This is a genomic window from Dechloromonas sp. TW-R-39-2 (genome assembly GCF_016864195.1).
GTDB lineage: Bacteria > Pseudomonadota > Gammaproteobacteria > Burkholderiales > Rhodocyclaceae > Azonexus.
On sequence record NZ_CP045202.1, the window covers coordinates 823,398 to 847,548 of the forward strand.

The window sequence follows — 24,151 nt, forward strand, 5'->3', positions numbered from 1 at the left end:
CATGTCGGAACCCGTTACAGTCGTTGAAGTGAATGGCGTGCGCGCCTCGCTCGTCCAATTAACCCACTTCATCTATGGTTTGCATGCCATCGCCGTTTTTGTTGGCATCACCTCGGCAGCAACGGTGGCCGGCGGTTTCGTCTTTGGACTGCCATCGCTCTGTGCCGTCTTCCTCAACTACCTGAAACGTGGCGAGGTGCGTGGTACATGGCTGGAAAGCCATTTCCTGTGGCAGATCCGAACTTTCTGGTTCACGCTGCTCTGGCTGGTGGTCTATGGCCTGTTGATCGTGACGATTATTGGCATTCCGCTCGCCTGGATACTGATTGCCGTGCTGGGCCTGTGGGTCGGCTATCGCGTTATTCGTGGCTGGGTTGCCCTGTTTGGCGAGCGTTCGCTGGGCTAGACCGGGTCGACCGCAGCAGCCGGCTGGCCGGTTTGTTCCAGCGGTAGCGCGAAGCGAATTCGCGTGCCGCCCTCGGCTCGGTTCAAGGCGCAAATATTGCCACCGTGGGCATGGAGAATCTGCCGGCAAATTGCCAGGCCGAGGCCGGTGCCGCCGGCGCCCGTGCGAGTCTTGCTGCTTTGGATGAATTCATCGAAAACGGCTTCCAGCTCTTCCGGCGGTATGCCGATCCCTTGATCGCTGATTTCGATCGTCAAGCCGGCTACGGGTGGATCGCCCAGGTTTTTTCCGGGAAGCTCGCCCGGTTTTGCCGTTAATTCGATGACGCTGCCGGCTGAAGAGAACTTGACGGCATTGCTCAGGATGTTGCGCAGGACCTGGCCGAGCTTGAAAGCGTCGCAAACCAGTGCAAGCCCCTCGGGCAAGGGGTGAATGGTGAGTTCGATGTCTTTTGTCTGGCGCAGGACTTCAATGTCGCGTGCAGCATCGCGAATGATCTGTGCGAGTGTTGTTCGTTGCATGTTGAAGGACATTTTGCCCGCCTCGAGCTTGGATAGATCGAGCAGGTCGTTGATCAGCACCATCAGCCGCGATGCACTGCCGACGATGTGCTCGAAATAGGCATTCAATTTCGGCAGCGGCGCCGAATCGCCCACGGATTTCTGCAGGCCTAGTCCGCCGAACGACAGGATGGCGTGCATTGGTGTGCGCAACTCATGGGAAATGTTGGTCAGGAAGGTGCTCTTGGCACGATTGGCTGCTTCGGCCGCCTCCTTGGCCTGAATGGCGTCAGCCGTGCGGATTTCGACCAGTTCCTGCAAATGGTTGCGATGGTTTTCCAGTTCGATTTCGACCAGTTTTCGTTCCGTGATGTCGATCCGGCTGCCGGCAATATAGCCGCTTGGCGTGCGCTGTTCGGTGATCAACAGCCAGCGGCCATCGTCGAGGCGTTGTTCGAGCATCTTGCCGCAAGCATTCTGATGCTGGTGGATGCGTTCTTTGAGCCATGCTTCCGGATCGGCCTGCGCCTCGGGGTATTGTCCGCGTGCAATTCCCTGGCGAAGAATGTCTTCGAAGCGTGTGCCGGTGACCAGCAGGTCGCGGCTGGTTTCGTAAATCTGGCGATAGGTTTCGTTGCAAATCAGCAGGCGGTCTTCTTCGTCGAAAACGGTGAAGCCCTGCGTGATGCTGCTGATTGACTCGATCAGCAGGCGGGAGGCTTTCTCAGCGGCAATCTTGCTGACTTCCAGGGCCAGCGCCGCTTCTTTCTCGCGGGTGATGTCGGTATGCGTGCCGATCATGCGCAGAGGTTTGCCATCAGCGTTGCGGCTGACGATCATGCCGCGATCGAGTATCCATTTCCAGCGGCCATCCTTGCATTTGACGCGGTGTTCGCTGAGGTAGTGGCTTGTCTTGCCATCCAGATAATCGTGCAGGATCGCCAGGGTGGCCGGCATGTCGTCCGGATGTACGCGCTGGCTCCATTCTTCAAGTCCGTCGCCGATTTCATGCTCATCAAAACCGAGCATTTCCTTCCAGCGCCGACTGAAGAAAACAGTGCTGCCGACGATATTCCAGTCCCACAGGCCATCGCCGGTGCCTTCAATGGCAAATTTCCAGCGGTTCTCGCTGTCCTGATAGTCGCCGGAGATTTTTTGGGCGCGCTGGATCGCCTGTTCGCGGCTATTGACCACGCCCCAGAGAATCAAGGTCAGGAGCAGGCTGCCCAGTGTGCCGGCAATCCTGATGTCGACTGCCCGCCCGGTATCGATCATGGCCTCGAACGACGGCAGGGATTCCTGGCGAATCACCCAGGCGTGGCCGTTGATCGAGAGTTTCTGGCTGGCCGAGTAATGCGAAACATGAGGGTTGGCCAGTGAGAGCTTGCTGTTGCTGTCGTACATCAGGTGATCGGGATCGGCTTCTTCGCCATCGAAGATTTCAATGTCGATGTCCTTCGCCTGATCGCCCAGCAGGCCGCGCATCATGTCGTCCATCCGAAAGGCCGAATAGACCCAGCCAATGGTGCTGACACGTCGTTCTTCGACGGTGTCCAGGTTACTGCCATTGAGATAAACCGGAAAAAGCATCAGGAATCCGGGCTGGGTTTTCTGTCCGTCTTCTTGTATCAGCCGAATTTTTCCGGAAATTGCCGGGCGGCCTGTTTCGCGGGCTTTGTCCAGTGCTTCGCGGCGAACCGGTTCGGCATACATGTCGTAACCGAAGGCTCGCAGATTCCGGTCGTTGAATGGCTCGAGAAAAATGATCGAGGTATAGACCGGGCGCTCTCCTTCGGGATGAATCCTGAAGTCGGGAAAACCTTCCTTGCGGATGTTTTCAATGTGGCGTTCCTTGTCGCGGGCGGGCACCAGTTGGGCATAGCCGACGTCTTGAAGGCCGATGTAGCTTTCTTGCAGGTGCAGGGTTGTGACGTAGTCGCGAAACTCGTCACGTTCGACTGAGCGGGACGCAGCAAAAAGGCCGGCGGTACCGCGCAAGACCTGTTTGTAGGTAGTCAGGCGCTGTTCGATGCGCAAGACGATGTTTTGTGCCTGGGCGTCGAAACGAGCCTGCAAGGCCTGGTTGGCATCATCCAGAGCGGCGCGTTGGGAAATGTAGGTGGTGAGCAGTCCGATGACCAGGACGAGCCAGGGTAGCTGCCTATTGGGAAGGAGACTTTTGTCGCGCTGTGGCGCCTTGCTTTGGTTGCTGGAATGCATGCGGAGTCTTCCGGGACGACTGTCTGTTTGCCCTCGCCGAACCGGGGGCAGCGCCATTTGTTACATTGTAACGCCTGTTCTGCCCGGCCAAAGGGCCTCTCTCAGATACCCATATATCGGCCGGATTTATGGTTGACCGCGATAACCAGGTTGAGTGCCAGCGCACCGATGATCGACAGGCCGACGCTGAGCGGGTCGCGGATGAATACGGCGGAAGCAAGAATCAGCACATCGGCCGCCATCTGGAGCTTGCCGGCCCGCCAGCCACGGGTGTTTTGCAGATGAATGACGAGAATCCCGAGGCCGCCGAGGCTGGCCTTGTGGCGAATCAGGATGAGTAGTCCGACACCGGCCATGAAACCGGCCATCACGGCAGCGAACAGGCGGTCGACCGAATTGAGGCTGATCAGCGAGGGCAGCACTTCGGTGTAGATTGCCAGCAGGCTGACCGAGAGCAGCGTCTTGATGGCAAAAGGCCAGCCCATCGAGCGCACGGCGAGGTAATAAAACGGCAGGTTGATGATGAACAGAAGCCAGCCGATCGGCCAGTGGCTGATGTAGTGGATCAGGAAAGCAATGCCGATCGTCCCGCCGGTGAGCAGGCCGGCATGGCGAAAGAGCAGGACGGCCAGGGCGACAAACAGCGGCGCCACGAGAATGGCCTGGGCATCTTCAAAAAGGGTATGGCGAACGGCGGATTGCTGGGTCATGCTGGGCTGGCAGGGGAAATCAAGCCGGCAGTCTACCGGAAAGCCTGGTTGCGATAGTGCCTGATCATCTGCAGCGAGCGGGCATAGGTGTGATGCAGTTGCGCAGCGTCGTAGCGATGTTCGCTGCCCACCGGGCAGGCCAGTCGGGCGAGGCAGGTGAAGGCGCAAGGCGAATCGGCTTGCAGGCGATAGTCGCTGCAACGCGCCAGGTCAAAGTGGCCGTCGAGCAGTGCATTGGCCGGGCAGGTCGTGATGCAGGGGCGTTCGGTGCACGACAGGCAAGGCGAGGGCGGGTCGGCTGGTTTGTCACGGTCGACCGGTGTCTGGGCCGGAAAATCAGTGTCGCTCAAAACGACGGCGCGGTAGGCGTACCAACTCCCCCAGCGGGCATCGACTCCGATCATGAACGGCGATGGGTGGTGCCAGCCGGCCAGTTGACCGAGCGCCTGCAGCCCGATGATCTGCTCGCCGGGATAGAGGATGCGATAGTGATGCTCCGGAAGTTCCTCGGCAAACAGTTGCCGGAGTGTGGCCACGCAGTGATCGTCGATCGGGTCCTTGCTCTCCCCCGCGGTCGGGGCAACGCACGCCCACAAGCGTCGCCCGCCGTGGCCCAACAGGATGAGCTGTGTTTCACCCGCTTGCGGCATCAGTTTCTGGCGAATATCGGATGGCAGGTCCGCCAGGTTGAACACTGCCTGGCGATTCAATCCGGCCGCATTCAGCCGGTCGACCGGGAAAAGGGCAGGCTTCATTCGTTTTCCAGCAGCGGCGTTTTTTCGCCCGGCCTGCGCTGGGCAACCCAGAGCAGCAGCGCGTCGATTGCCGCGCTGCCGGCCTGGGCTTTCGGGTGGTTGATCAGGAAGGTCACCGCATAGCGCCGCCCCTGCGCATCCAGCGCATAGCCGGCGCCGGTCTTGACGCCGTCGAGCGTGCCGGTCTTGATGTGGGCCCGGCCAGTGGCATCGGAGCCGCTCAGGCGTTTCTTCATCGTCCCGTCGATGCCGACAATCGGCAGGCTGGCGATGAACTCTGGCATGACCGGGTTTTTCCAGGTATCGAGCAGCAGTTTGTTGAGGCTGTCGGCGCTGATTCGTTCACGGCGCGACAGACCTGAACCATTTTCGATTTCCAGCTCGGCGAAGCGTAGACCGCGACTGTTCAGCCACTCGCCGATACGCTGGCGAGCGCGTTCGGCCGTCGCCGGGGCGTCGCTGTTGCCGAGGCTGAGAAAAACCTGGCGGGCCATGACGTTATTGCTGTACTTGTTGATGTCGCTGACCGCCGCCGTGAGCGGTGCCGAATCGTGCTGGGTCAGCAGTTTGGCGCCGACCGGCACGGCACCGCTGCGGATCTGGCCGCTCAGGCTGCCGCCGAGTTCCTTCCACAGGCTGCGGATCAGTCCGCCGGCCTGGGCGTCGGCCGGCAACGGCGAAAGATTGAGTGATTTTTCACCGCACAGGGCGTTGTAGGTGCCGGTGAATTCCAGGCGATTGCCGTTGTTTTCCGGGATCAGGCGGGCATTGATCAGGTCTTTCCAGTTGCTGCTGCAGCCGCCTTCGCCAGCGCGCAGCTGGTTGTCGACGCGCAGCCCTTCGCTCGGCGTTTCCAGCAGGATGCGCGGCTTGCCGTTGTCCGGCTGCAAGGTGAAACGCAGCGCCCGGAAATTGAGCAAAAGGCCATCCGGGCCGACGTTGTACGGCCGCATCGGCTTGTCATCGAAGGCGCCAGGGTCGATGGCCGGGACATTGAATGCCGTCCGGTCGAGCACGACATCGCCGTTGATCTGCTGGATGCCGCGGACGCGCAACTGGCGCAGCAGCGACCACAGATGCTCGATGGCGAAGTGCGGGTCGCCACTGCCTTTGAGATACAAATTACCGTTCAGGATGCCGTCGACCGCGGCATTCTCGATCCATGCCGTGGTTTTCCAGGTATAGGCCGGGCCGAGCAGGTCGAGTGCGGCATAGGTCGTGACCAGCTTCATGACTGAGGCAGGATTCATCGCCTGGCCGGCGTTGTGGGCGACCAGCGGTGTATTGCTGTCTACCGGCTGAACGACGACGGCAACGCTGCTCGCCGGAATCTGTGCGGTTTTCAGTGCCTTCAGGACATTGGGCGGCAGGCCGTCGGCCTGGGCACTTTGGGTGAGGACTGCCGCCAGCAGCAGGGGGGCGAGGTATCGCATGCCCAAGGCAAGCGGGCTGGGCTGGGGCTGAATCATGATCGTAGAATGGGGCAGGAAAGCGCCCCATTCTACGTGTCTGCTGCTTACTTGCGGTAAAGCTCGAAGCCGGCAATCAACTGGTCGAGCTGACGTGCCGTATCGAGCAGTTCATCGGCGGCGGATTTGGCCAGGCGGGCCGATGCCGTGTTTTGCTCAACCAGGTCGGTGATCTGCTGCATGCTGACCGCGACTTCTTCGCTGGCGATGCCTTGCTGGCGCGCCGCTTCGGAAATCTGCTCGGCCATTTCGGATACCTGGCTGGACGATTGCGTGATGCCTTCCAGCCCGGCGACGCTCTGGCGCAGCATGCCGATTCCGGTATCGACTTCCTTGGCGGCGACATCCATGCTGGCGACAGCGCGTGCCGTAACCGACTGAATCTCGTTGACTGTCTGGTTGATGTCGGCGGTCGACACCGTGGTCCGTTCAGCCAGTTTGCGCACTTCGTCGGCGACGACGGCAAAGCCTCGGCCTTGCTCGCCGGCGCGGGCGGCTTCGATCGCGGCATTGAGCGCCAGCAGGTTGGTCTGACCGGCAATGTCGGCGATGACCCGGGTGATATCGCCAATCTTGGCAATCGATTGATTCAACTGGTCGATCGTTGCGTTGGACGACTGCACTGCATCGACCACGCGGGTCGTGGCGGCCATGCTCTGGTTGATGCTGGCATTGCTTTCCCGAACCTGATTCTGCGAGGCGTGAGCGGCACTGGCTGCATCGCGGGCGTTGCTGGCTACTTCCTGGACTGACTGGCTGAATTCTTCGGTGGCTGCAGCCACGCCTTCGGCGCTGGATTGTTGCTGAACCGATTGTTCGGCAACCTGGCTCATCTGGGTGCCGAGCAGGTTGCAGCGCGTATCGATCGCTTTCGAGGCAGCATTGATATCGTCGAGCATGGCTTTCAGCGTGCCTTGCATCGAGGCCAGGTTACACAGCAACAGCCCGGTCTCGTCGCGGCCATTGATGTCGATTTCATCGGTCAGGCGACCTTCGGCAATGCGTTCGAAGTGGGTGATCGCCTTGCGCACCGGACGAATGATGGCGTTGATCAGCAAGGCGCCGCCGCCCAGCGTCAGCAGCAACAGGAAAACCAGCGCGCCGATCGTGATGTTGCGAGTCGTCTGGTAGCGCTCTTCGGCTGCGGCAAAGTTGCTTTCGGCGGTCTTGGCGAACTCCTTGATCAGGGTTTCACTGGCCTGGCGCATCTCGTTGTACAGCGGGTTGATCTTGAGCAGCAGCAACTCGTTGGTTTGCAGGAATTTGCCTTCAGCCAGCATGCCGCGCGCCAGATTGATGCCCTCTTTCGAGAAACGCTCGCGTGTTTCCGAGAATTTGCTGAGCAATTCCTGTTCTTTGCTGTTGAGCGGCAGTTTTTTGATCTCTTCGAGCAGAGCATTGATCTCTTCGCGGTTTTTCAGCGTGGCATCGATATGCATGCCGAGCGGGTGATCGTGCAGTTTCGAATTTGGATTCGCGCTGTCGTGCTGCAGTCCGAGCATGATTTGGGCGCGGTTGTCCGCCAGCAAAGCCATCATTCGGTTGGTCGTGTTCGACGGCAGCAGTTTTTCCCGATACATGCGATCGAGTTGTGCGTTGCTTTCGGCAATGCCTTGCAGACCAAAAATACCGATCAGGGTCATGACCGCGAGAATCGCGGCAATCGCCCCCCAGAGCCTGGTTTGCAACGACAGCGTACGTTTGCCGGTCGTCGGCAGGCTGCCCTTTTGACCCGCTGCCGCGTAGGCGGCTTCGGCCATGGCGCGCTTGCTGCTGTCTGCCGGTGTGCGAACCGACATGTAGCCGGTGACTTCGCCATTTTTCTTGAGCGGGACAACGAAGGCTTCAACCCAGTAGAAGTCTCCGTTCTTGCAGCGATTCTTGACCAGGCCACGCCATGGCAGGCCGGATTTGACGGTTGTCCACAGGTCGCGGAAAGCCGCTTCGGGCATGTCTGGATGACGGACCAGATTATGGTTCTTGCCGATCAGTTCATCACGACTGAATCCGCTGATATCAACAAAGGCATCATTCGCATACACGATGATGCCTTTGAGGTCGGTGCGTGAGACCAGATAGGTGTTGGGTGGGAAAGGAACTTCCCGCTGAGTGACCGGCTGATTATTTTTCATTGTTTGACCTGGCTGGGGGAATCTGGATTGTACGAATTTGTTACGCGGGCAATTCTATCCATAAAGTCTTAGTTTTTGTTGTCTTGGTTTTTGCGACTTTCGATGTTTTTGTCATTGTTTTTTGCTTGGGATCGTGGGTATGATTAAACAATGAGCAGTGGGATCGATTCTTTCGCCAAAAACTCCTTGCGACCGACCGTCAGTTATCGGGCATCGGTTGTCTTGGCCTATCTCTTTCTGGCGATTATTTGTGGACTCGGTATGTCGAACGAGTTCAGTCATATTGATGAAAATGTAACTACGCTGGCCCGTGAGCGCGGCAATGTGTTGTTTCGCCTGGTCGAGTTAACGCGGGACTGGAATGCGCTGCACGGCGGCGTGTATGTCCGGGTTTCCGAGCACACACAACCCAATCCTTATCTGTCGCACCCGCAGCGCGATCTGGAAACGACGGACGGGGTCCGGTTGACCATGATCAATCCGGCTTACATGACGCGCCAGATTGCAGAAATCGCCGAAAAGGCGAACGGGGTCAAATATCACATCACCAGCCTGAATCCGATCCGCCCGGCCAACATGCCGGACGCCTGGGAGGCGGAAGCGTTGCGGGCGTTCGAGGCACACAGCCAGCGCGAAGTGCTGTCCTTGATCAATCTTGAAAATGGTCCGGTGCATCGTTTCATGGCGCCGCTGCTGGTCAAGGAAGCCTGCTTGCAGTGCCACAAGAAACAGGGGTATCAGCTGGGTCAGGTGCGCGGCGGGATCAGCATCACCATGCCTGCCCGTGAGGTTCTTGAAATTCGCCGCGAGCAACGCCAGCGGACGATGCTGACTTACGGTGCTGCCGGATTGATCATCGGGCTCCTGATGCATTTTGCGATCTGGCGTTCGCGTCGCCATTTCCTGCGTCTGCACGAGTTGACCGCAGGACAGGAAAATTTGATCGTCGAACGTACGCAAGCGCTGTCCAGCGCGAATACCCAATTGATCGATGAAATTGCCGAACGCAGGCGCAATGAAGCGCTGATTGCCGAAAGCGAGGCGCGCTATCGTTCCGTGATCGAAACCAGCCAGGACGGCATCCTGATCATGCAGGCGCCGACCTTCGAGATCGTGTTTGCCAACGAACGCGCTGCGGCCATGCTTGGTTTGCTGCCGGAGCGCCTGCTTGGGCGGCCGGTGATCGATTTTGTCTTCGAGCCTGACCGGCCGATGGTGGCCGAACGTCTGGCCCAGCGGTTGCGCGGTTTGCCGGTTTCTGCTGCGGCCCGTTGTCGTTTTGCCGATCCGGAGGCTGTCCGGGTGCGGGTTTGCGATGTCCACATTGCCCGGATCGAAAGCGATGCCGGGTTGTTGCAATGGGTGGTCAGCGTGCAGGATGTGACGGACCGTCTGGCCAGCGAGCGTGCCCTGCAGATTTCTGCCGCGGTGATGGAAAGCGCAACGGAAGGGATTGTGGTCACCGATGTCGATAACCACATCATCCAGGTTAATCCGGCATTCACGGCCATTTCCGGTTACCGGCCGCAGGAGGTTCTTGGTAAGGATCCGCGCTTGCTCGGTGCCGGGCGGCATTCCGACGGGTTCTTCAAGGACATGTGGGCGCGGCTGGCGAGCGATGGCCACTGGGCCGGCGAAGTCTGGAACAAGCGTCCGGATGGCACGGTCTACGTCGTCTGGCTGGCAATTTCCACTATCCACGGTGGCGCGCTGGAAAGTGGCGGACGACATGTCGCGACCTTCATCGACATTACCCAGCGCAAGGAAATGGAAGAGTTGCTACGCCACAAGGCGCACAGCGACCCGCTGACTAATCTGCCAAATCGGGCGCTGTTCTACGATCGCCTGCAAATGGTCCAGACCCAGGCTCGCCGCTATGGCGAACAGTTCGGTCTGCTTTATCTTGACCTGGATTACTTCAAGAATGTGAATGACACGCTCGGCCATGCTGCCGGTGATGCCCTGTTGATCGAAGCGGCGCGACGCCTGGTCCTGGCGGTGCGCGATTCGGATACCGTGGCACGTCTGGGCGGCGACGAGTTTGCCGTCATCCTGCCGAAGATCGCGGGCCGAAGCGAAGTGGAGGAAGTGGCGCAGCGGATCGTGCTCGAAATGGCCCGGGAATTTCATCTGGAAGTCGATGTGGCACGTATCTCTGCCAGTGTCGGCATCGCCCTTTATCCGGTGCATGGCGAAGATCTGGATGTGCTCAAGCAGCATGCCGACATGGCGCTCTACGCCGTCAAGCGGGCCGGCCGGAATGGCTATCAGGTTTATCTGCCGGGGCCGGCGCTGAAAGTCGACTGAGGGAGTGGTCCTGCTACTCGCAGGCGCGGAAACTGCCGTCTTCTACCGAGAAATAAACCGCGCGGTTGCGACCTTCGTGTTTGGCCTGGTAGAGCGCAACATCGGCCGATGAGAGCAAGGTGTCGGTGTCGGCATCTTCGGTCGGGGTCATCACGGCGACACCGATGCTGAGACTGAGGAATGGGGTCGGCGCCGTGTCCGGGTGGGCAATCTGCAGCGCATCGACTTGTCGGCAAATCTTGCCGGCCAGCTGACAGGCATTGTCTTCGTTGTAGCCCGGCAGGACCAAGGCAAATTCATCGCCACCGTAGCGTGCCGCCAGCCCGCCGACCGGCCGCAATGTGCCGGAAAACAGTTCGCCGACCTGTTTCAGGCAGGCATCACCAATGTCGCGGCTGTGTACCGCATTGAAGTGACTGAACTGATCAAGGTCGCCGACCAGCAGGGCAAGTGGTCGGCCGGCTTTCCTGGCTTTGTCGAACTCCTGGGCAAGTGCCGCATCGAAGGTGCGGCGATTGGGCAAACCGGTGACTTCGTCCTGGGTGGTGCTTCGGCGCAGCATGTCGGTTTGCTGGCGCAGCAGGCGCTCGCGTGAAATATTGGCCGTGACGTCGCTGATCTGGATCAGGCATGCCGCCCTGGGGTCGTCCCGCAGCGGGATGATATGGATCAGTTGCTGGATCCGGCGTTCCCGCCGCCGATCCTGTTCGGTCTGATAAAGCGGCAGAATGGCGCCGTGCAGGGCCGGAGAGAGCAGGGCCGGCAGGCGGTGACGGATTGCCTGGGCGACGGCTTGCTGCAGCCGGTTGTTGGCGATACCAGCAAGTGCCTCGTTCAGTAAATGGCCGCTTGCGGCGGCGGCTGTCTGGCCGCAGCGGGTGGCAAACCACTGATTCCAGTAAAGCACGCGCTGTTCATGGTCGAGGATGACGACGCCCGCTTCAAGGCTGTCGACAACGGCGTACAGGGCGCTGGCCGGCAAATCGATCATGCCAGTCCCTGGTCTCGCAGGTATTGGGTCAGGCAGGACAGCAGATTGGCCATCGACGTCACGCTGAGCAGAAACAGGATGTGTCCCTGTATGCATTGCTGACTGATTTTCATGTCGACCTGGAGCAGGACGACCATGTGATCTTCGTCGCCCTCCAGGATTTCGATCGAGTTGGTGTCGCCGAAACGGTGCAGGGGCAAGGTGCTGTCAAAACTGATGTGCAGCAGGTCGGCCAGCGAGCTCATGCAGGCATTGAGAATGATGTTGCCGACTTCGCACATGGCTTCCTGTTCGAACTCGGACAGCTCCTCGACCGACATGTGCGGCCCGACCATCAGGCGGACGATTTCCAGGGCGTTCGATTCGGGGAAGACGAGCATCGCTTCCGCATCGAACGGGCCGCTGAATGTCTGGCTGACTGTGCTGAACTGGCGGAACTCCGTGCCGAGCAGAATTTCGGCAGCTTTTTCACGCGGCACCACCATGACGCCCGGCGCGCTGAGCAGCACTTCGTCATTGACGATCTGGCTCAGGCTTGAGGCGGCACGGCCGACGCCGATATTGAAAATTTCACCCAGTGCATCGCACTGCAGTTCGCTCAGCTCGGTCATGCTCAAGACTCGAAAAACGCGATGGCGTCAGCCACCGATTGCGCCGTGATCGGCTTGGCGACGAAGTGTACGCCGGCTCGGCTGGCTGCTTCGCGGGTGCTTTCCTGAATGTTGGCTGTACATAGCGTAATCCGGGCATCCGGATGACGGATGCGGATGCGTCCAGCCGCTTCAAGCCCGCTGATGCCGGGCATGTTGACATCCATGCTGACAAAGTCGGGCGGGGTTTCGTTGGCCAGTGCGATGGCTTCGTCACCGTTGACCGCTTCGATGATTCGCCAGTTCGGGCGACTGTCGGCAATGATGGCCCTGATCAGCATGCGTGACATGCGGCTGTCGTCGACGATCAGAAGCAGCGGGGGATTTTCGATGTTCATCGCGTAATTATGACTAAAGTTGGGCAGGTGTCGTCAACTCAAATCAAATATCGCTAGGCGTGCTCTTGTGCCGTAGCGGGGGCTTTTGTCTGATCAGAGACCTGGCGGGATGGTAATTTCGACGCGCAAGCCGCCTGTTGGCGTGTTTTTGGCCGTTATCTGGCCGTTGACCGCAGCGAGGACGCGGCGGGCGATGGCCAGGCCCAGTCCATAGCCTTCACCGGGATTGGTGCCGCGGAAAAACGGGGTAAAGATGGCTTCCAGTTGATCATCGGGGACGCCTGGCCCCTGGTCGGTGATGGCGATCAGGCAATGGCGGTTTTCCAGGATGCGGGTTTCGATGCGCAGGGTGCCGCCCTCTGGCGAAAATCGTAAGCCGTTGCGCAGGACGTTTTCAATCGCCCGGTGGAGTAGTTCGGCGTTGGCGCGCAAGGTGAAATCGGGCAGTGTCGGGCAGTCGACCGCGATATGTCGGGCGGTGGCTTCAAAACGCGTGTCTTCAATCAAGTCACCCAGCAGGTCGGCCAGGTCCAGCGTGTCGATATGCGTACCGACACCGGCTTCCAGGCGTGAAAGCGTCAGCAGTTCGCCGACCAGTCGGTTCATCCGCTCGCCTTCGCGTTCGATACGCAGCAGGCTGTCGTCAATCCGGGCGGGTTGCTGGCGGGCCAGTCCGATGGCAGCGTGCAGTCGGGCGATCGGCGAACGCAATTCGTGCGAGACGTCGTGCAGCAGTCGTTTTTGTCCCTCCATCAGGGCGCGCACGTGGTCGCTCATGCGATCAAAGCCTTGGCCGAGGTCGGCCAGTTCGTCTCTTCTGCGCCCCATGCTTTGCCCGATCCTGAGATCCAGATTGCCCTCGGCCGCCGCTTCGAAGGCTTCGCGCAGGTGGCGGATCGGCTTGGCGATGTACCAGGCGAGACCGGCGGCACAGAGCAGGCTGGCGAATAGTCCGGCGGCGATGTGGATGTAAGGAATGATCGGGCCGCGATGTTCGGGGGGCGGAGGCGGCCTGAAGTCGTTCGGAGGCGGCAGGTGAGGGGGCGGCATGCGCTCCCGGTGCGGGGCGTCCGGTCGGGCATCGTGGTGCTGATGTTCAAGCCAGAACAGGGTGCCGGTGGCGACGACGCCGACCATCTGGGCCAGCCAGACGAACAGGAAGAATTTCCAGAAAAGACGGCCCATGATTTATTCGCGGATCAGTTGGTAGCCCTGGCGATAAACCGTCTGGATGCATGAACGGCCATCCGCCAGTCGGCCGAGTTTCTGACGGATGCTGGAGAGATGGACGTCGATGCTGCGATCGAAACGACTCAAGGCGCGGCCCAAGGCTTGTTCGGAAAGTTCTTCCTTGCTGACCGGTCGGCCGGCGTGGCGGGCGAGTGTTTCGAGCAAATTGTATTCAGTGCCGGTCAGCTCGACGGACTCTCCGTTCCATTCGACGCGCCGTTGCTCGGGGCGGACGCAGAGGGCGCCAAAAACCAGTGGGGTGCTGCTGCTTTCGCCGGGGGCGGTGCTGCGCCTGAGAATGGCGCGCAGCCGGGCGGCCAGTTCGCGGGGCAGGCAGGGCTTGGGGACGTAATCGTCGGCGCCGAGCTCAAGCCCGACGATACGGTCCATGTCGTCGCCGCGAGCTGTCAGCATCAGGATGGGCATCGTGCTGGCCGCCCGGATTTGACGCAGGACTTCGATCCCCGAAAGGCGGGGCATCATCACGTCGAGCACGGCAATCGCATAGTTGCCACTCAGTGCTGCCTGAACGCCGCTTTCGCCGTCATGCTCGGTGGTGACGGTAAAGCCATCCTGAGCCAGGTAGTCACCGAGCATTTCGGCCAGTTCGACATCATCGTCAATCAGCAAAACTGCTGTCATTGCACTTTCCGTTGCTGGGTTCGCATGGGTTGGGATCATAGCCAAGGCTTTTTCAATCCGGCACTCAATTTACAGACTTTTACCGGCGGCTAACGGCGGTTAACCGCCGGTCGGCAAACAATGCATGCCTCGACTGGCCGTTGCGGCCGGACGCATCCCATTCAACAGGAGAGCCCATGAAATCCCGTCTTTTTATTGCTGCGTTGCTTGCTGCTTCCTTTTCTGTTCACGCCCAGCCATCTGCTCCGGTCGACCAGCCCTGCATGGCAAAAATGGGCCGACATGAACATGCTGCCAGTGGGCCGGGGGGCGCACTGCCTCCGTTCCTGCATGGCATGAAACTCAGTGAACGGCAGCAGGATCAGGTTTTTGAACTCATGCACGCCCAGGTGCCGGCCATGCGTCAGCAGGAAAAACAGCTGCGGAAATCTCTCGATGCCCTCCGCCAGCTGGCGCTCGATGAGCGATTCAACGAAACACGAGCCCAGGCGCTGGCGCAGTCCGCGGCTAGCTCGCAAACTGAAATGGCGTTGTTGAAGGTTCAGCTGGATCGAAAGGTGCTCGCTTTATTGAGCGCAGATCAGCGTAAACAGCTGGCGGCAAAAATTGCCAGCCGTCCGGATTTGCCGCTTTAAGCCGGTTTTACGCCGGAATGTTTCCCCGCAAGCCTGCTGGATGTCGGGTTGCGGGGATTTTTCTTAACAAACTTTTACCCTGCTTAACGCCAACCACCGCCCATTCTGGCCGTTTTGGGCCGATAAATTGCTCGAAATGGGCTGTCAGGAGACTCCTGATCTTCATTCAACCTGTTTCAAGGAGCCAATCATGATCGGTGGCATCGGTAATGCATCACAAATGAGTAGTCGGCTGTTCTCGGCACTCGATACGAAAAGTCAGGGCTATCTCGAGAAAAGCGACTTTGTTTCGGCTTTCAGCAAGATTTCGAATAGCAGCAATAGCAGCAGTTCCAGTAGCACCAGTGTTGACGACGTTTTCTCCGCGCTGGATAGCGACAGCGATGGCAAGGTCACCGAAAGCGAATTTGCCAGTACCTTGTCCAAGCTGCAGGAAGAACTCGATGGACAGTTCAACCAGATGCGCATGCAGGGCCAGGGGGGGCATGGCGGTCCGCAAGGCATGGGTGGCATGCCTCCGCCGCCACCGCAGGGCAATGATGCTGGATTTACCAAGGATGAACTGAGTAGCCAGCTTGAAGAGATCGGCTCGTCCGATTCGCAGCGTTCAAGCCTGATTTCGAAAGTGGTCGATAATTTCGAGGCTGCCGATACGGATCAGGATGGCAAGGTCAGCTTCAGCGAGGCCATGGCATACGACCAGTCTACGCAGCAAACGGGAACGAGCGATTCCTCCGACACGTCGTCGGCCAGCACCTCGGCCGCAGCGAGCAGCAGCGCGAGCAATAGCGATGCTCAGATCATGCTCAAGATCATGCAGTTGATGCACGCCTACGGTAATCCCGCCCACTCAGGCGAGAACTCGGCCGTTTCCAGCTTGCTCTCGGTGACCGCCTGAAGCACTGTCACGAGCGGGTCAGCCGGCCTTGGGCCGGCTTTTTTTCGTCTTGCCATTGCGGAGTGCTCTTGAAATCAGCTGGGGTCGCCCCTATTATTAGCACTCGACCCGGGTGAGTGCTAACGATTTGCCTCCCCCGATCCCGGATGCCCTTTGTTGCAAGCCGGCCAATTTCAATGTCTGTGAACTACTAGGAGTAGCTTTATGAATATCCGTCCTTTGCACGACCGTGTGATCGTCAAGCGTGTTGAAGCCGAGCGCACCACCGCCTCTGGCATCGTCATTCCTGATTCCGCTGGCGAAAAGCCGGATCAGGGCGAAATCCTGGCCGTTGGCCCGGGCAAGCGTGACGACAACGGCAAGCAAATCGCTCTCGACGTCAAAGTCGGCGATCGCGTTCTGTTCGGCAAGTACGCCGGCCAGGCCGTCAAGGTCGATGGTCAGGAAGTCCTGGTCATGCGTGAAGAAGACATCATGGGCGTTCTGCAGAAGTAATTTCTGCATCCCTCGAAATGACGGTTGATCCCACGGTCAACCGGGAAATTGATCAAAATTCAGGAGCTATTAAATGGCAGCTAAAGAAGTCAAATTCGGTGATTCCGCCCGCGCCCGCATGGTCGAAGGCATCAATGTCCTGGCCGACGCAGTCAAGGTTACCCTTGGCCCGAAAGGTCGCAATGTCGTACTCGAACGTTCCTTCGGTGGCCCGACCGTCACCAAGGACGGCGTTTCCGTCGCCAAGGAAATCGAACTGAAAGACAAGTTCGCCAACATGGGCGCCCAGATGGTCAAGGAAGTTGCTTCCAAGACCTCCGACATCGCCGGTGACGGCACCACCACCGCCACCGTGCTGGCGCAATCCATTGTTCGCGAAGGCATGAAGTACGTTGCTGCCGGCATGAACCCGATGGATCTGAAGCGCGGCATTGACAAGGCTGTGGTTGCTACCCTGGCCGAGCTGAAGGCTTTCTCCAAGCCGTGCACGACCAACAAGGAAATCGCCCAGGTTGGCGCCATTTCCGCCAACTCCGATTTCAACATCGGTGAAATCATCGCCAACGCGATGGCCAAGGTCGGTAAGGAAGGCGTCATCACCGTTGAAGATGGCAAGTCCCTGGAAAACGAACTGGATGTCGTCGAAGGCATGCAGTTCGACCGCGGCTACCTGTCCCCGTACTTCATCAACAACGGCGACAAGCAGCAAGCCCTGATGGAAAACCCGTTTGTTCTGCTCTTCGACAAGAAGATCTCCAACATCCGCGACCTGCTGCCGATCCTGGAACAAGTTGCCAAGGCTGGCCGTCCGCTGCTGATCATCGCTGAAGATGTCGATGGCGAAGCCCTGGCGACTCTGGTCGTCAACAACATCCGCGGCATCCTGAAGACCGTGGCCGTCAAGGCCCCGGGCTTTGGCGACCGTCGCAAGGCCATGCTGGAAGATATCGCCATCCTGACCGGCGGTACCGTCATCGCCGAAGAAACCGGCCTGACGCTGGAAAAGGCTGTCCTGAAGGATCTGGGCCAGGCCAAGCGCATCGAAGTTTCCAAGGAAAACACCACGATCATCGACGGCGCCGGCGAAGCTGCTGCCATCGAAGCCCGCGTCAAGCAGATCCGCATCCAGATCGAGGAAGCCACCTCCGATTACGACAAGGAAAAGCTGCAGGAACGTGTGGCCAAGCTGGCTGGCGGCGTTGCAGTCATCAAGGTTGGTGCTGCCACCGAAGTCGAAATGAAGGAAAAGAAGGCCCGCGTTGAAGACGCCCTGCACGCTACCCGCGCTGCTGTGGAAGAAGGTATCGTCGCCGGCGGCGGCGTTGCCCTGATCCGTGCCCGCGCTGCCATCGGCAAGCTGAAGGGTGACAACCACGACCAGGACGCCGGTATCAAGATCGTCCTGCGCGCCATGGAGCAGCCGCTCCGCGAAATCGTTGCCAATGCTGGCGACGAGCCGTCTGTCGTGGTCGACAAGGTGCAGCGTGGCAAGGGTAACTACGGTTACAACGCTTCCACCGGCGAGTACGGCGACATGGTTGAAATGGGTGTTCTCGACCCGACCAAGGTGACCCGCACCGCACTGCAGAACGCTGCTTCCGTAGCCGGCCTGATGCTGACCACCGAATGCATGGTTGCTGAACTGGCTGAAGACAAGCCGGCCGGTGGCATGCCTGACATGGGCGGCATGGGTGGTATGGGCGGCATGGGCGGCATGGGCATGTAATTGCCCCGTCCAGGTTTTACCGCTTGATAAAAGCCCCGCCAAGTGCGGGGCTTTTTTGCGCCATATCAAGGCGCAAGGCTGGTTTTTTGTAACGCTCTGTAAGCTCTTTGTAAGTAGCTGCGCCTAAATTAGGCTCCGCAGCAATGCCTCTATAAACAAAAAGTCTGAGGAGCAAATCAATGCAGAACGTACTCGATCGGATTACAGCTAATCCGAAATTCCACGAGTTTATTGCCATGCGCAGTAAGTACTCGATCATTATGGCCATCGTCAGTGCTGCAGCCTATTACGGCTTCATCCTGCTCGTTGCCTACGACAAAGAGTTTCTGGCGGTGAAGATGGGTGCCGGCATGACGATGAGCGTCGGGGTTCCGATTGGAGTCGGCGTTATCGCTTTCACCATTCTCCTGACCTGGATTTATGTCCGTCGCGCCAATACCGAATTCGACGCGACCAACGAAGCCATCATCAAGGAGGCACAGAAGTAAGATGACTAAATTTACCAAGATTCTTGCTGGCCTCGTTGCCCTGCTCGCCGCCGGTGCAGCCATTGCTGCGGGTGCCGATCTCGGCAATACCCAGAAGCAGGCCACCAACTGGACTGCGATTGCCATGTTCGCCATCTTCGTCGGCGGTACGCTCTACATCACCAAGTGGGCTGCTTCCAAGACCAAGTCGGCGGCTGACTTCTATACCGGCGGTGGCGGTATCACCGGTTTCCAGAACGGCCTGGCCATCGCTGGCGACTACATGTCTGCCGCGTCCTTCCTCGGTATTTCCGGCCTCGTCTTCGCCAACGGCTTCGACGGCCTGATCTTCTCGATCGGCTGGCTGGTCGGCTGGCCGGTCATCACCTTCCTGATGGCTGAGCGTCTGCGTAACCTGGGCAAGTTCACGTTTGCCGACGTGGCGTCCTATCGCTTCTCGCAAACACCGGTTCGCATCTTCGCCGCTTCCGCTTCCCTGGTCATCGTCGCTTTCTACATGATTGCGCAGATGGTCGGTGCCGGTCAGCTGATCAAGGTGCTCTTCGGTATGGAATATGTCTACGCTGAAGTGCTCGTCGGTGTCGTGATGCTGATGTACGTGCTGTTCGGTGGTATGACTGCAACGACCTGGGTGCAGATCATCAAGGCTGTCATGCTGCTCGGCGGTGCAACCTTCATGGCCGTTGCCGTGCTGATGCAGTTCGGTTTCTCGCCGGAAGCGCTGTTCACCAAGGCTGTTGAAGTGCACGCCAAGAAGGATGCCATTATGGCGCCGGGCGCACTGATCAAGGATCCGATTTCCGCCATCTCCGTTGGTATGGCGCTGATGTTCGGTACCGCTGGTCTGCCGCACATCCTGATGCGCTTCTTCACCGTGCCGAATGCCAAGGAGGCTCGTAAGTCGGTTGCCTGGGCAACCACCTGGATCGGTTATTTCTACATCCTGACCTTCATCATCGGCTTCGGTGCTATCACCAACCTGGTTCAGAATCCGGCTGACTTCTATGTCGGTGGCGAACTGGCCAAGGGCCTGAAGGGCGGCGGCAACATGGCTGCTGTGCATCTGGCCAAGGCTGTCGGTGGCGACCTGTTCCTCGGCTTCATCTCTGCCGTGGCCTTCGCAACCATCCTGGCTGTGGTTGCCGGTCTGACCCTGTCCGGTGCTTCTGCCGTGTCGCATGACTTGTACGCTTCGGTGTTCAACAAGAACTGTTCTTCCGAACAGGAACTGCGTGTCTCCAAGATGGCAACCATTGCTCTCGGTCTGCTGGCCATGGTGCTGGGTATTGCCTTCGAAAAGGAAAACGTTGCCTACATGGTGATGCTGGCCTTCACGATCGCTTGTTCGTCCAACTTCCCGGTGCTGTTCATGTCCGTGTTGTGGAAGAACTGCACGACGCGTGGCGCCGTGGTTGGCGGGTTCGTCGGCCTGGTCATGGCTGCCGTGCTGACTGTTGGTTCCGCCTCGGTCTGGGAAGCTGTACTCCAGAATCCGAAGGGCTCTGCCTGGTTCCCGTACAACTCTGCCGCTATCTTCTCGATGACTGCAGCTTTCGTGACCATCTGGTTGGTGTCCATCCTGGACAACTCCGAGCAGGCTCAGAAGGAACGTGCCCTGTATCCGTCGCAGCAACTGCGTTCGGAAACCGGTCTGGGTGCTTCCGGCGCCTCCGGTCACTAAGCCGAAAAGCAATTACCGCAAAGCCCGGGTTTCGACCCGGGCTTTTTTGCGTCTACGGTGCGGTCGACCGCAGAAAATGTGGACGCAAAAAACACTGCGAAGATGGCAGTGGCTGGAGTTTGTTAAACTATTCGAGCTTTGGGAGAAAAAAACGGTAGGGGGTACCCAGTGCAGGATCGGGCCACCCCCTGAGTCGCGGCTTGAGCCACGGACTCCGAAGACCATAAAAGGAGAACAGCCCGAGTAGAATACGGCGGCAGGCTTACAAAAATCTTACGCAGGCACAGCTTACATATCCTAAATGCGCATTCTTATTGCTGAAGACGATGCCATCATTGCCGATGGCCTGGCCCGTTCCCTCCGACAGGGTGGTTATGCGGTCGATTGGGCAGCCAATGGTCTTGAGGCCGATACGGCCCTGATGACGGTTTCCTACGATCTGCTGATTCTTGATTTGGGTCTTCCGAAGTTGCCAGGTCTGGATGTTCTGAAACGCTTGCGGACGCGCAGTTCGCAGGTTCCCGTCCTGATTCTGACAGCGCTTGACGGGACAGGCGACCGTGTCAAGGGGCTGGATCTCGGGGCTGACGATTACATGGTCAAGCCGTTTGAACTGGCTGAACTTGAGGCCCGTGTCCGTGCCTTGACCCGGCGTTCGGCCGGGACTACGCCGGTGATTCAATGTGGTAGCCTGAGCTACGACCAAGTCGGCAGGGTTGCGCAAATACAAGGGCAGACGCTGGACCTTTCGGCGCGTGAGATCGGTTTGCTTGAGGTGCTGCTGACGCGAATGGGGCGGCTGGTCAGCAAGGACCAGCTGGTCGATCATCTTTGTGGCTGGGGAGAAGAGGTCAGCCATAACGCCATCGAGGTTTATGTGCACCGCTTGCGCAAGAAACTGGAATCCGGCGGCGTCAAGATAGCGACAGTGCGTGGCCTGGGTTACTGTCTGGAGCGGCCGCCCAGTGAGTAATCCGCTGCAGGGGGGGGATACCGAGCGCTCACTCTTCGGTGAAATTCTCGACTGGATGTTGGCGCCCCTGCTGTTTGTCTGGCCGCTCAGTATTGCTTTTACCCACTATTTTGCCAACAACGTTGCCAACTACCCCTACGATCAGGCGCTGCGCGAGCATGTTGCCGCGATCACGCGCCAAGTCAAACTGGTTGGCGGCAAGCCGGTTCTGAATTTGCCTGCCTCGGCGCGTGCCTTGTTGCGTGCCGATGAAACCGACAATGTCTATTTTCATGTCGTCACCCAGGATGGCAAACTGCTGGCGGGCGACAAGGAGTTGCCCATGCCCCCCTCGTCTGGTGACGAGGCACCTCTGGCCGGGGAAATCTATCTGCGAGATACCGAATTCAACGGCCAGGATCTGCGTATTGCCTATACCTATCTGGCTGAACCGCAGATGTCCCGTGAGCGCTGGATTGTCGTCGAGGTGGCTGAAACGACGGAAAAGCGCACGCAATTGGCCAACAAGATCGTCGCCAGCGTCATTCTTCCGCAATTCATCATCATTCCGCTTGCCGTGATGCTCGTCTGGTTTGGTCTCTCGCGCGGCTTGCGTCCGCTGACGCGCCTGCGCCAGACCATCGAGACACGCGACCCCGGCGACCTGTCGCCAATTGCCACGCGCCGCGTTCCCGAAGAACTGGAGCCGCTGGTCGAGGCATTCAACGAAATGCTCGAGCGCATGAAGAAGAATGTCGAAGCACAGCAGCGCTTTGTCGCCGATGCAGCCCATCAAATGCGTACCCCGCTGACCGGGCTGAAAACGCAAGCCCAGTTTGCCATCCGCGAAACCGACCCTGATGCCTTGCGGCACGCACTGCGTCAAATTGCTTCGGGTGTTGACCGGGCCGGGCGCCTGGTCAACCAGCTACTGACGCTGGCAAGAACAGAGGGCGGCGAGGTGGCGCAGCAGCAGCACGAAGTGCTCGACCTGTCCCAACTGGTCCGCGACACCGTCGAGGACTGGGTGATGATTGCCATCGACAAGGGGATCGATCTCGGGTTCGAGGCAGAAAAAGGAGCGATGATTACCGGAAATGCGTTCCTGCTGCGCGAGCTGGCCAAAAACCTGATCGATAATGCCCTGCGCTATACCCCCAGTGGCGGGCATGTAACCTGTCGCGTGCTGCATGATCAGCAGCATGTTGTTTTTGAGGTTGATGATGACGGCGTCGGGATCAGCGAGGAGCAATCCGAACTGGTCTTTGAGCGTTTTTACCGCGTCGATGATGCGGCGAGTGAAGGCAGCGGCCTGGGGCTGGCGATTGTCCAGGAGATCGCCGTGCAGCATGATTCGAGCGCTACTTTGAAGCCCAATCCGCAAGGGCGGGGAGCGTTGGCTCGGGTCGTGTTCGTCGCCTGGCACCCACCACCGCCGCCACCGCCTACACCGGATGATTTCTCGGAGTTGTATCGCCAGTCGCCGCCGATTGGCTCGTGATCGAGGATCAATCCCGCGGTGGACTGCAGAAAAATGCACAATCCTGTTGCGCGGCCTCCGGCACCTCGCTATAATTCGGCCTCGTTTTGGCCAATTAGCTCAGTTGGTAGAGCAGCGGATTGAAAATCCGCGTGTCCGTGGTTCGATTCCGCGATTGGCCACCAGAACATCTCCTTGCAAGCCAAGGAAAAAACGCCAACCCTAACCGGTTGGCGTTTTGCTTTGTAGAATGCGTTTGGGCACTTTTTCTGCATCGACTGTTCGGTCATCTTCTCAAGGGACCGATGCCAAACAAGCGGGAGATCAGTTTTGATCCAGCATTGTCGTGTACCACTGTTTTGGAGTGTCGAATGACCCGCTCGACTCGCGCGGCGGCCGCTGTTGCCCGCCTTAATCGTCGGACCGATGGGCCTCTTTATCAAATGGTCGTGACCGGAGGCGGGCTGTTCAAATTGCGTGAGCAAATTGCAGGCGAGATCCGAGAGCTTGGTGAAGCGATGACGCAGGACGATTTTGTCCGCTTTGTTGATGCCTTGGGCCCGCAAGTCGTGCGCCGTGTCTCGAAGAACGACGAAGCCTTTGCCCGGCAATTGGTCAGGAAACCGTAGTTTCCTTGATCCGGTGCCGTGCACGCTGACCATCCATTTCCTTAGGCCGGGAATTCAAGGGGTTTTGCTTTTCTCGGGCACGTAACGATTGCATCTAGGGGTTTTCCCCTAGGGCTATTGCAAATATCTCGTATTCTCACAATACTTGACTACGGGAAAGCGGCTTGAGAAGAGACAAAAACACGTTTTCCCCGTGCTGTTTCAGACTGAAAACCCCTAAGGAGGAAAAGGTATGACTCTTGCTGCCAAAGTGCGTACGCACAAGCTTTCCCAGAATGCCTCGCTCTGTCTTTCCGGTTACAACCAGATCGGTGCCGATTCGCCGGCCATTGAGGCGATGACCGACTTTTCGCGTGTCCACACGGTGACGATCGGTGCGGCGGCGCTGCTGGCCGAAGCCAATGCAACGATGATTTCGCGTGGCGTCCGTTTGCTGATGGTCACGGCATCCGATGGCGAAGTTGAAGGTCTGATTACGGCGCGTGATACGTTGGGTGAGCGTCCTATGCAGATCGCCCAGGGACGTGGCGTCAAGCCGGCTGAGCTGGCGGTGCGCGACCTGATGTGCCCGGTCGGCAATATCGATACCCTGTATCTCAATGAAGTCATGCATGCCCGCGTGATTGATATCCTCGAAGCGCTCAAGAACAAAGGGCGTCAGCACATCCTGGTTGAGGACATCGATCCGGTCACGGGCTTGCCGCGTGTTCGCGGTATTTTCTCGGCCACACAGATCGGTCGTCTGCTCGGTGTGCCGGTGCTCGGTTTCGATCTGCCCCAGACCTTTGCCGAGATCGAGGCCGCGCTGGCCAACTGA

General features: G+C 58.8%; 22 protein-coding genes and 1 tRNA gene. 13 read left to right on the plus strand and 10 right to left on the minus strand.

Annotation, left to right across the window (positions count from 1 at the left end):
- Position 1 precedes the first annotated feature (1 nt).
- On the plus strand, positions 2-406 hold the full coding sequence (locus GBK02_RS04075; protein ID WP_203468482.1) for a hypothetical protein: 405 nt from the start codon (positions 2-4) through the stop codon (positions 404-406).
- Here GBK02_RS04075 and GBK02_RS04080 read toward each other — a convergent pair.
- The 5 genes from GBK02_RS04080 to GBK02_RS04100 all read right to left on the minus strand — a co-directional run bounded on the left by GBK02_RS04080 (position 403) and on the right by GBK02_RS04100 (position 8,192).
- A complete protein-coding gene (locus tag GBK02_RS04080) occupies positions 403-3,126 on the minus strand; it encodes a CHASE domain-containing protein (RefSeq protein WP_203468483.1) in 2,724 nt (907 codons plus the stop codon). The two genes, GBK02_RS04075 and GBK02_RS04080, sit on opposite strands and share 4 nt — an antisense overlap.
- Positions 3,127-3,227: 101 nt before the next feature.
- On the minus strand, positions 3,228-3,836 hold the full coding sequence (locus GBK02_RS04085) for a YitT family protein (RefSeq protein ID WP_203468484.1): 609 nt from the start codon (positions 3,834-3,836) through the stop codon (positions 3,228-3,230).
- A 32-nt stretch (positions 3,837-3,868) separates the two neighbouring features.
- Entirely contained in the window at positions 3,869-4,591 is a 723-nt protein-coding gene (locus GBK02_RS04090; protein WP_203468485.1) for a hypothetical protein, read from the minus strand.
- Complete coding sequence (dacB, locus tag GBK02_RS04095; RefSeq protein ID WP_239003163.1) at positions 4,588-6,024, minus strand: D-alanyl-D-alanine carboxypeptidase/D-alanyl-D-alanine-endopeptidase; 1,437 nt, start codon at positions 6,022-6,024, stop codon at positions 4,588-4,590. Before dacB ends, GBK02_RS04090 begins: the two co-directional genes overlap by 4 nt.
- A gap of 83 nt (positions 6,025-6,107) precedes the next feature.
- Positions 6,108-8,192, minus strand: a complete 2,085-nt coding sequence (locus GBK02_RS04100) for a methyl-accepting chemotaxis protein (RefSeq protein WP_203468486.1) — start codon at positions 8,190-8,192, stop codon at positions 6,108-6,110.
- A gap of 261 nt (positions 8,193-8,453) precedes the next feature.
- Between GBK02_RS04100 and GBK02_RS04105 the strand changes: the two genes are divergently transcribed.
- On the plus strand, positions 8,454-10,499 hold the full coding sequence (locus GBK02_RS04105) for a diguanylate cyclase domain-containing protein (protein ID WP_203468487.1): 2,046 nt from the start codon (positions 8,454-8,456) through the stop codon (positions 10,497-10,499).
- A gap of 13 nt (positions 10,500-10,512) precedes the next feature.
- Here the strand turns inward: GBK02_RS04105 and GBK02_RS04110 are convergent, their stop codons facing one another.
- From GBK02_RS04110 to GBK02_RS04130, 5 genes are all read right to left on the minus strand, one after another.
- Positions 10,513-11,490 (minus strand): sensor domain-containing diguanylate cyclase, encoded by a 978-nt coding sequence (locus GBK02_RS04110; protein ID WP_203468488.1) that lies wholly within the window; start codon positions 11,488-11,490, stop codon positions 10,513-10,515.
- On the minus strand, positions 11,487-12,101 hold the full coding sequence (locus GBK02_RS04115) for a chemotaxis protein CheC (RefSeq protein ID WP_203468489.1): 615 nt from the start codon (positions 12,099-12,101) through the stop codon (positions 11,487-11,489). Before GBK02_RS04115 ends, GBK02_RS04110 begins: the two co-directional genes overlap by 4 nt.
- 2 nt (positions 12,102-12,103) lie before the next feature.
- Positions 12,104-12,478: a response regulator transcription factor gene (locus GBK02_RS04120; RefSeq protein WP_203468490.1), complete on the minus strand. Its 375-nt coding sequence runs from the start codon at positions 12,476-12,478 to the stop codon at positions 12,104-12,106.
- Between the two features lie 93 nt (positions 12,479-12,571).
- Positions 12,572-13,663, minus strand: a complete 1,092-nt coding sequence (locus GBK02_RS04125; RefSeq protein ID WP_203468491.1) for an ATP-binding protein — start codon at positions 13,661-13,663, stop codon at positions 12,572-12,574.
- A gap of 3 nt (positions 13,664-13,666) precedes the next feature.
- Positions 13,667-14,350: a response regulator transcription factor gene (locus GBK02_RS04130; RefSeq protein WP_203468492.1), complete on the minus strand. Its 684-nt coding sequence runs from the start codon at positions 14,348-14,350 to the stop codon at positions 13,667-13,669.
- A gap of 140 nt (positions 14,351-14,490) precedes the next feature.
- Between GBK02_RS04130 and GBK02_RS04135 the strand changes: the two genes are divergently transcribed.
- The 11 genes from GBK02_RS04135 to GBK02_RS04185 all read left to right on the plus strand — a co-directional run bounded on the left by GBK02_RS04135 (position 14,491) and on the right by GBK02_RS04185 (position 24,151).
- The gene (locus GBK02_RS04135; protein ID WP_203468493.1) at positions 14,491-14,985 is read left to right on the plus strand and encodes a Spy/CpxP family protein refolding chaperone; all 495 of its coding nucleotides are present in this window, start codon (positions 14,491-14,493) and stop codon (positions 14,983-14,985) included.
- A 190-nt stretch (positions 14,986-15,175) separates the two neighbouring features.
- Positions 15,176-15,883 (plus strand): EF-hand domain-containing protein, encoded by a 708-nt coding sequence (locus tag GBK02_RS04140; RefSeq protein ID WP_203468494.1) that lies wholly within the window; start codon positions 15,176-15,178, stop codon positions 15,881-15,883.
- A gap of 204 nt (positions 15,884-16,087) precedes the next feature.
- Positions 16,088-16,378, plus strand: coding sequence for a co-chaperone GroES (locus GBK02_RS04145; RefSeq protein ID WP_028994852.1), 291 nt, complete (start codon positions 16,088-16,090; stop codon positions 16,376-16,378).
- 73 nt (positions 16,379-16,451) lie between these two features.
- Positions 16,452-18,104 carry a chaperonin GroEL gene (gene groL / locus GBK02_RS04150; protein ID WP_203468495.1) on the plus strand — a complete coding sequence of 551 codons (1,653 nt, stop codon included), beginning with the start codon at positions 16,452-16,454 and terminating at the stop codon, positions 18,102-18,104.
- A gap of 179 nt (positions 18,105-18,283) precedes the next feature.
- The gene (locus GBK02_RS04155) at positions 18,284-18,592 is read left to right on the plus strand and encodes a DUF485 domain-containing protein (protein WP_203468496.1); all 309 of its coding nucleotides are present in this window, start codon (positions 18,284-18,286) and stop codon (positions 18,590-18,592) included.
- Position 18,593: 1 nt separating this feature from the next.
- Positions 18,594-20,273 carry a cation acetate symporter gene (locus GBK02_RS04160; protein ID WP_203468497.1) on the plus strand — a complete coding sequence of 560 codons (1,680 nt, stop codon included), beginning with the start codon at positions 18,594-18,596 and terminating at the stop codon, positions 20,271-20,273.
- A 301-nt stretch (positions 20,274-20,574) separates the two neighbouring features.
- Positions 20,575-21,246: a response regulator transcription factor gene (locus GBK02_RS04165; RefSeq protein ID WP_203468498.1), complete on the plus strand. Its 672-nt coding sequence runs from the start codon at positions 20,575-20,577 to the stop codon at positions 21,244-21,246.
- Entirely contained in the window at positions 21,239-22,726 is a 1,488-nt protein-coding gene (locus tag GBK02_RS04170; protein WP_239003164.1) for a sensor histidine kinase N-terminal domain-containing protein, read from the plus strand. The genes GBK02_RS04165 and GBK02_RS04170 overlap by 8 nt, the downstream gene beginning before the upstream one ends.
- 88 nt (positions 22,727-22,814) lie before the next feature.
- A tRNA-Phe gene (locus GBK02_RS04175) sits at positions 22,815-22,890 on the plus strand.
- Positions 22,891-23,076: 186 nt separating this feature from the next.
- The gene (locus GBK02_RS04180; RefSeq protein ID WP_203468499.1) at positions 23,077-23,334 is read left to right on the plus strand and encodes a hypothetical protein; all 258 of its coding nucleotides are present in this window, start codon (positions 23,077-23,079) and stop codon (positions 23,332-23,334) included.
- A 232-nt stretch (positions 23,335-23,566) separates the two neighbouring features.
- On the plus strand, positions 23,567-24,151 hold the full coding sequence (locus GBK02_RS04185) for a hypothetical protein (protein WP_203468500.1): 585 nt from the start codon (positions 23,567-23,569) through the stop codon (positions 24,149-24,151).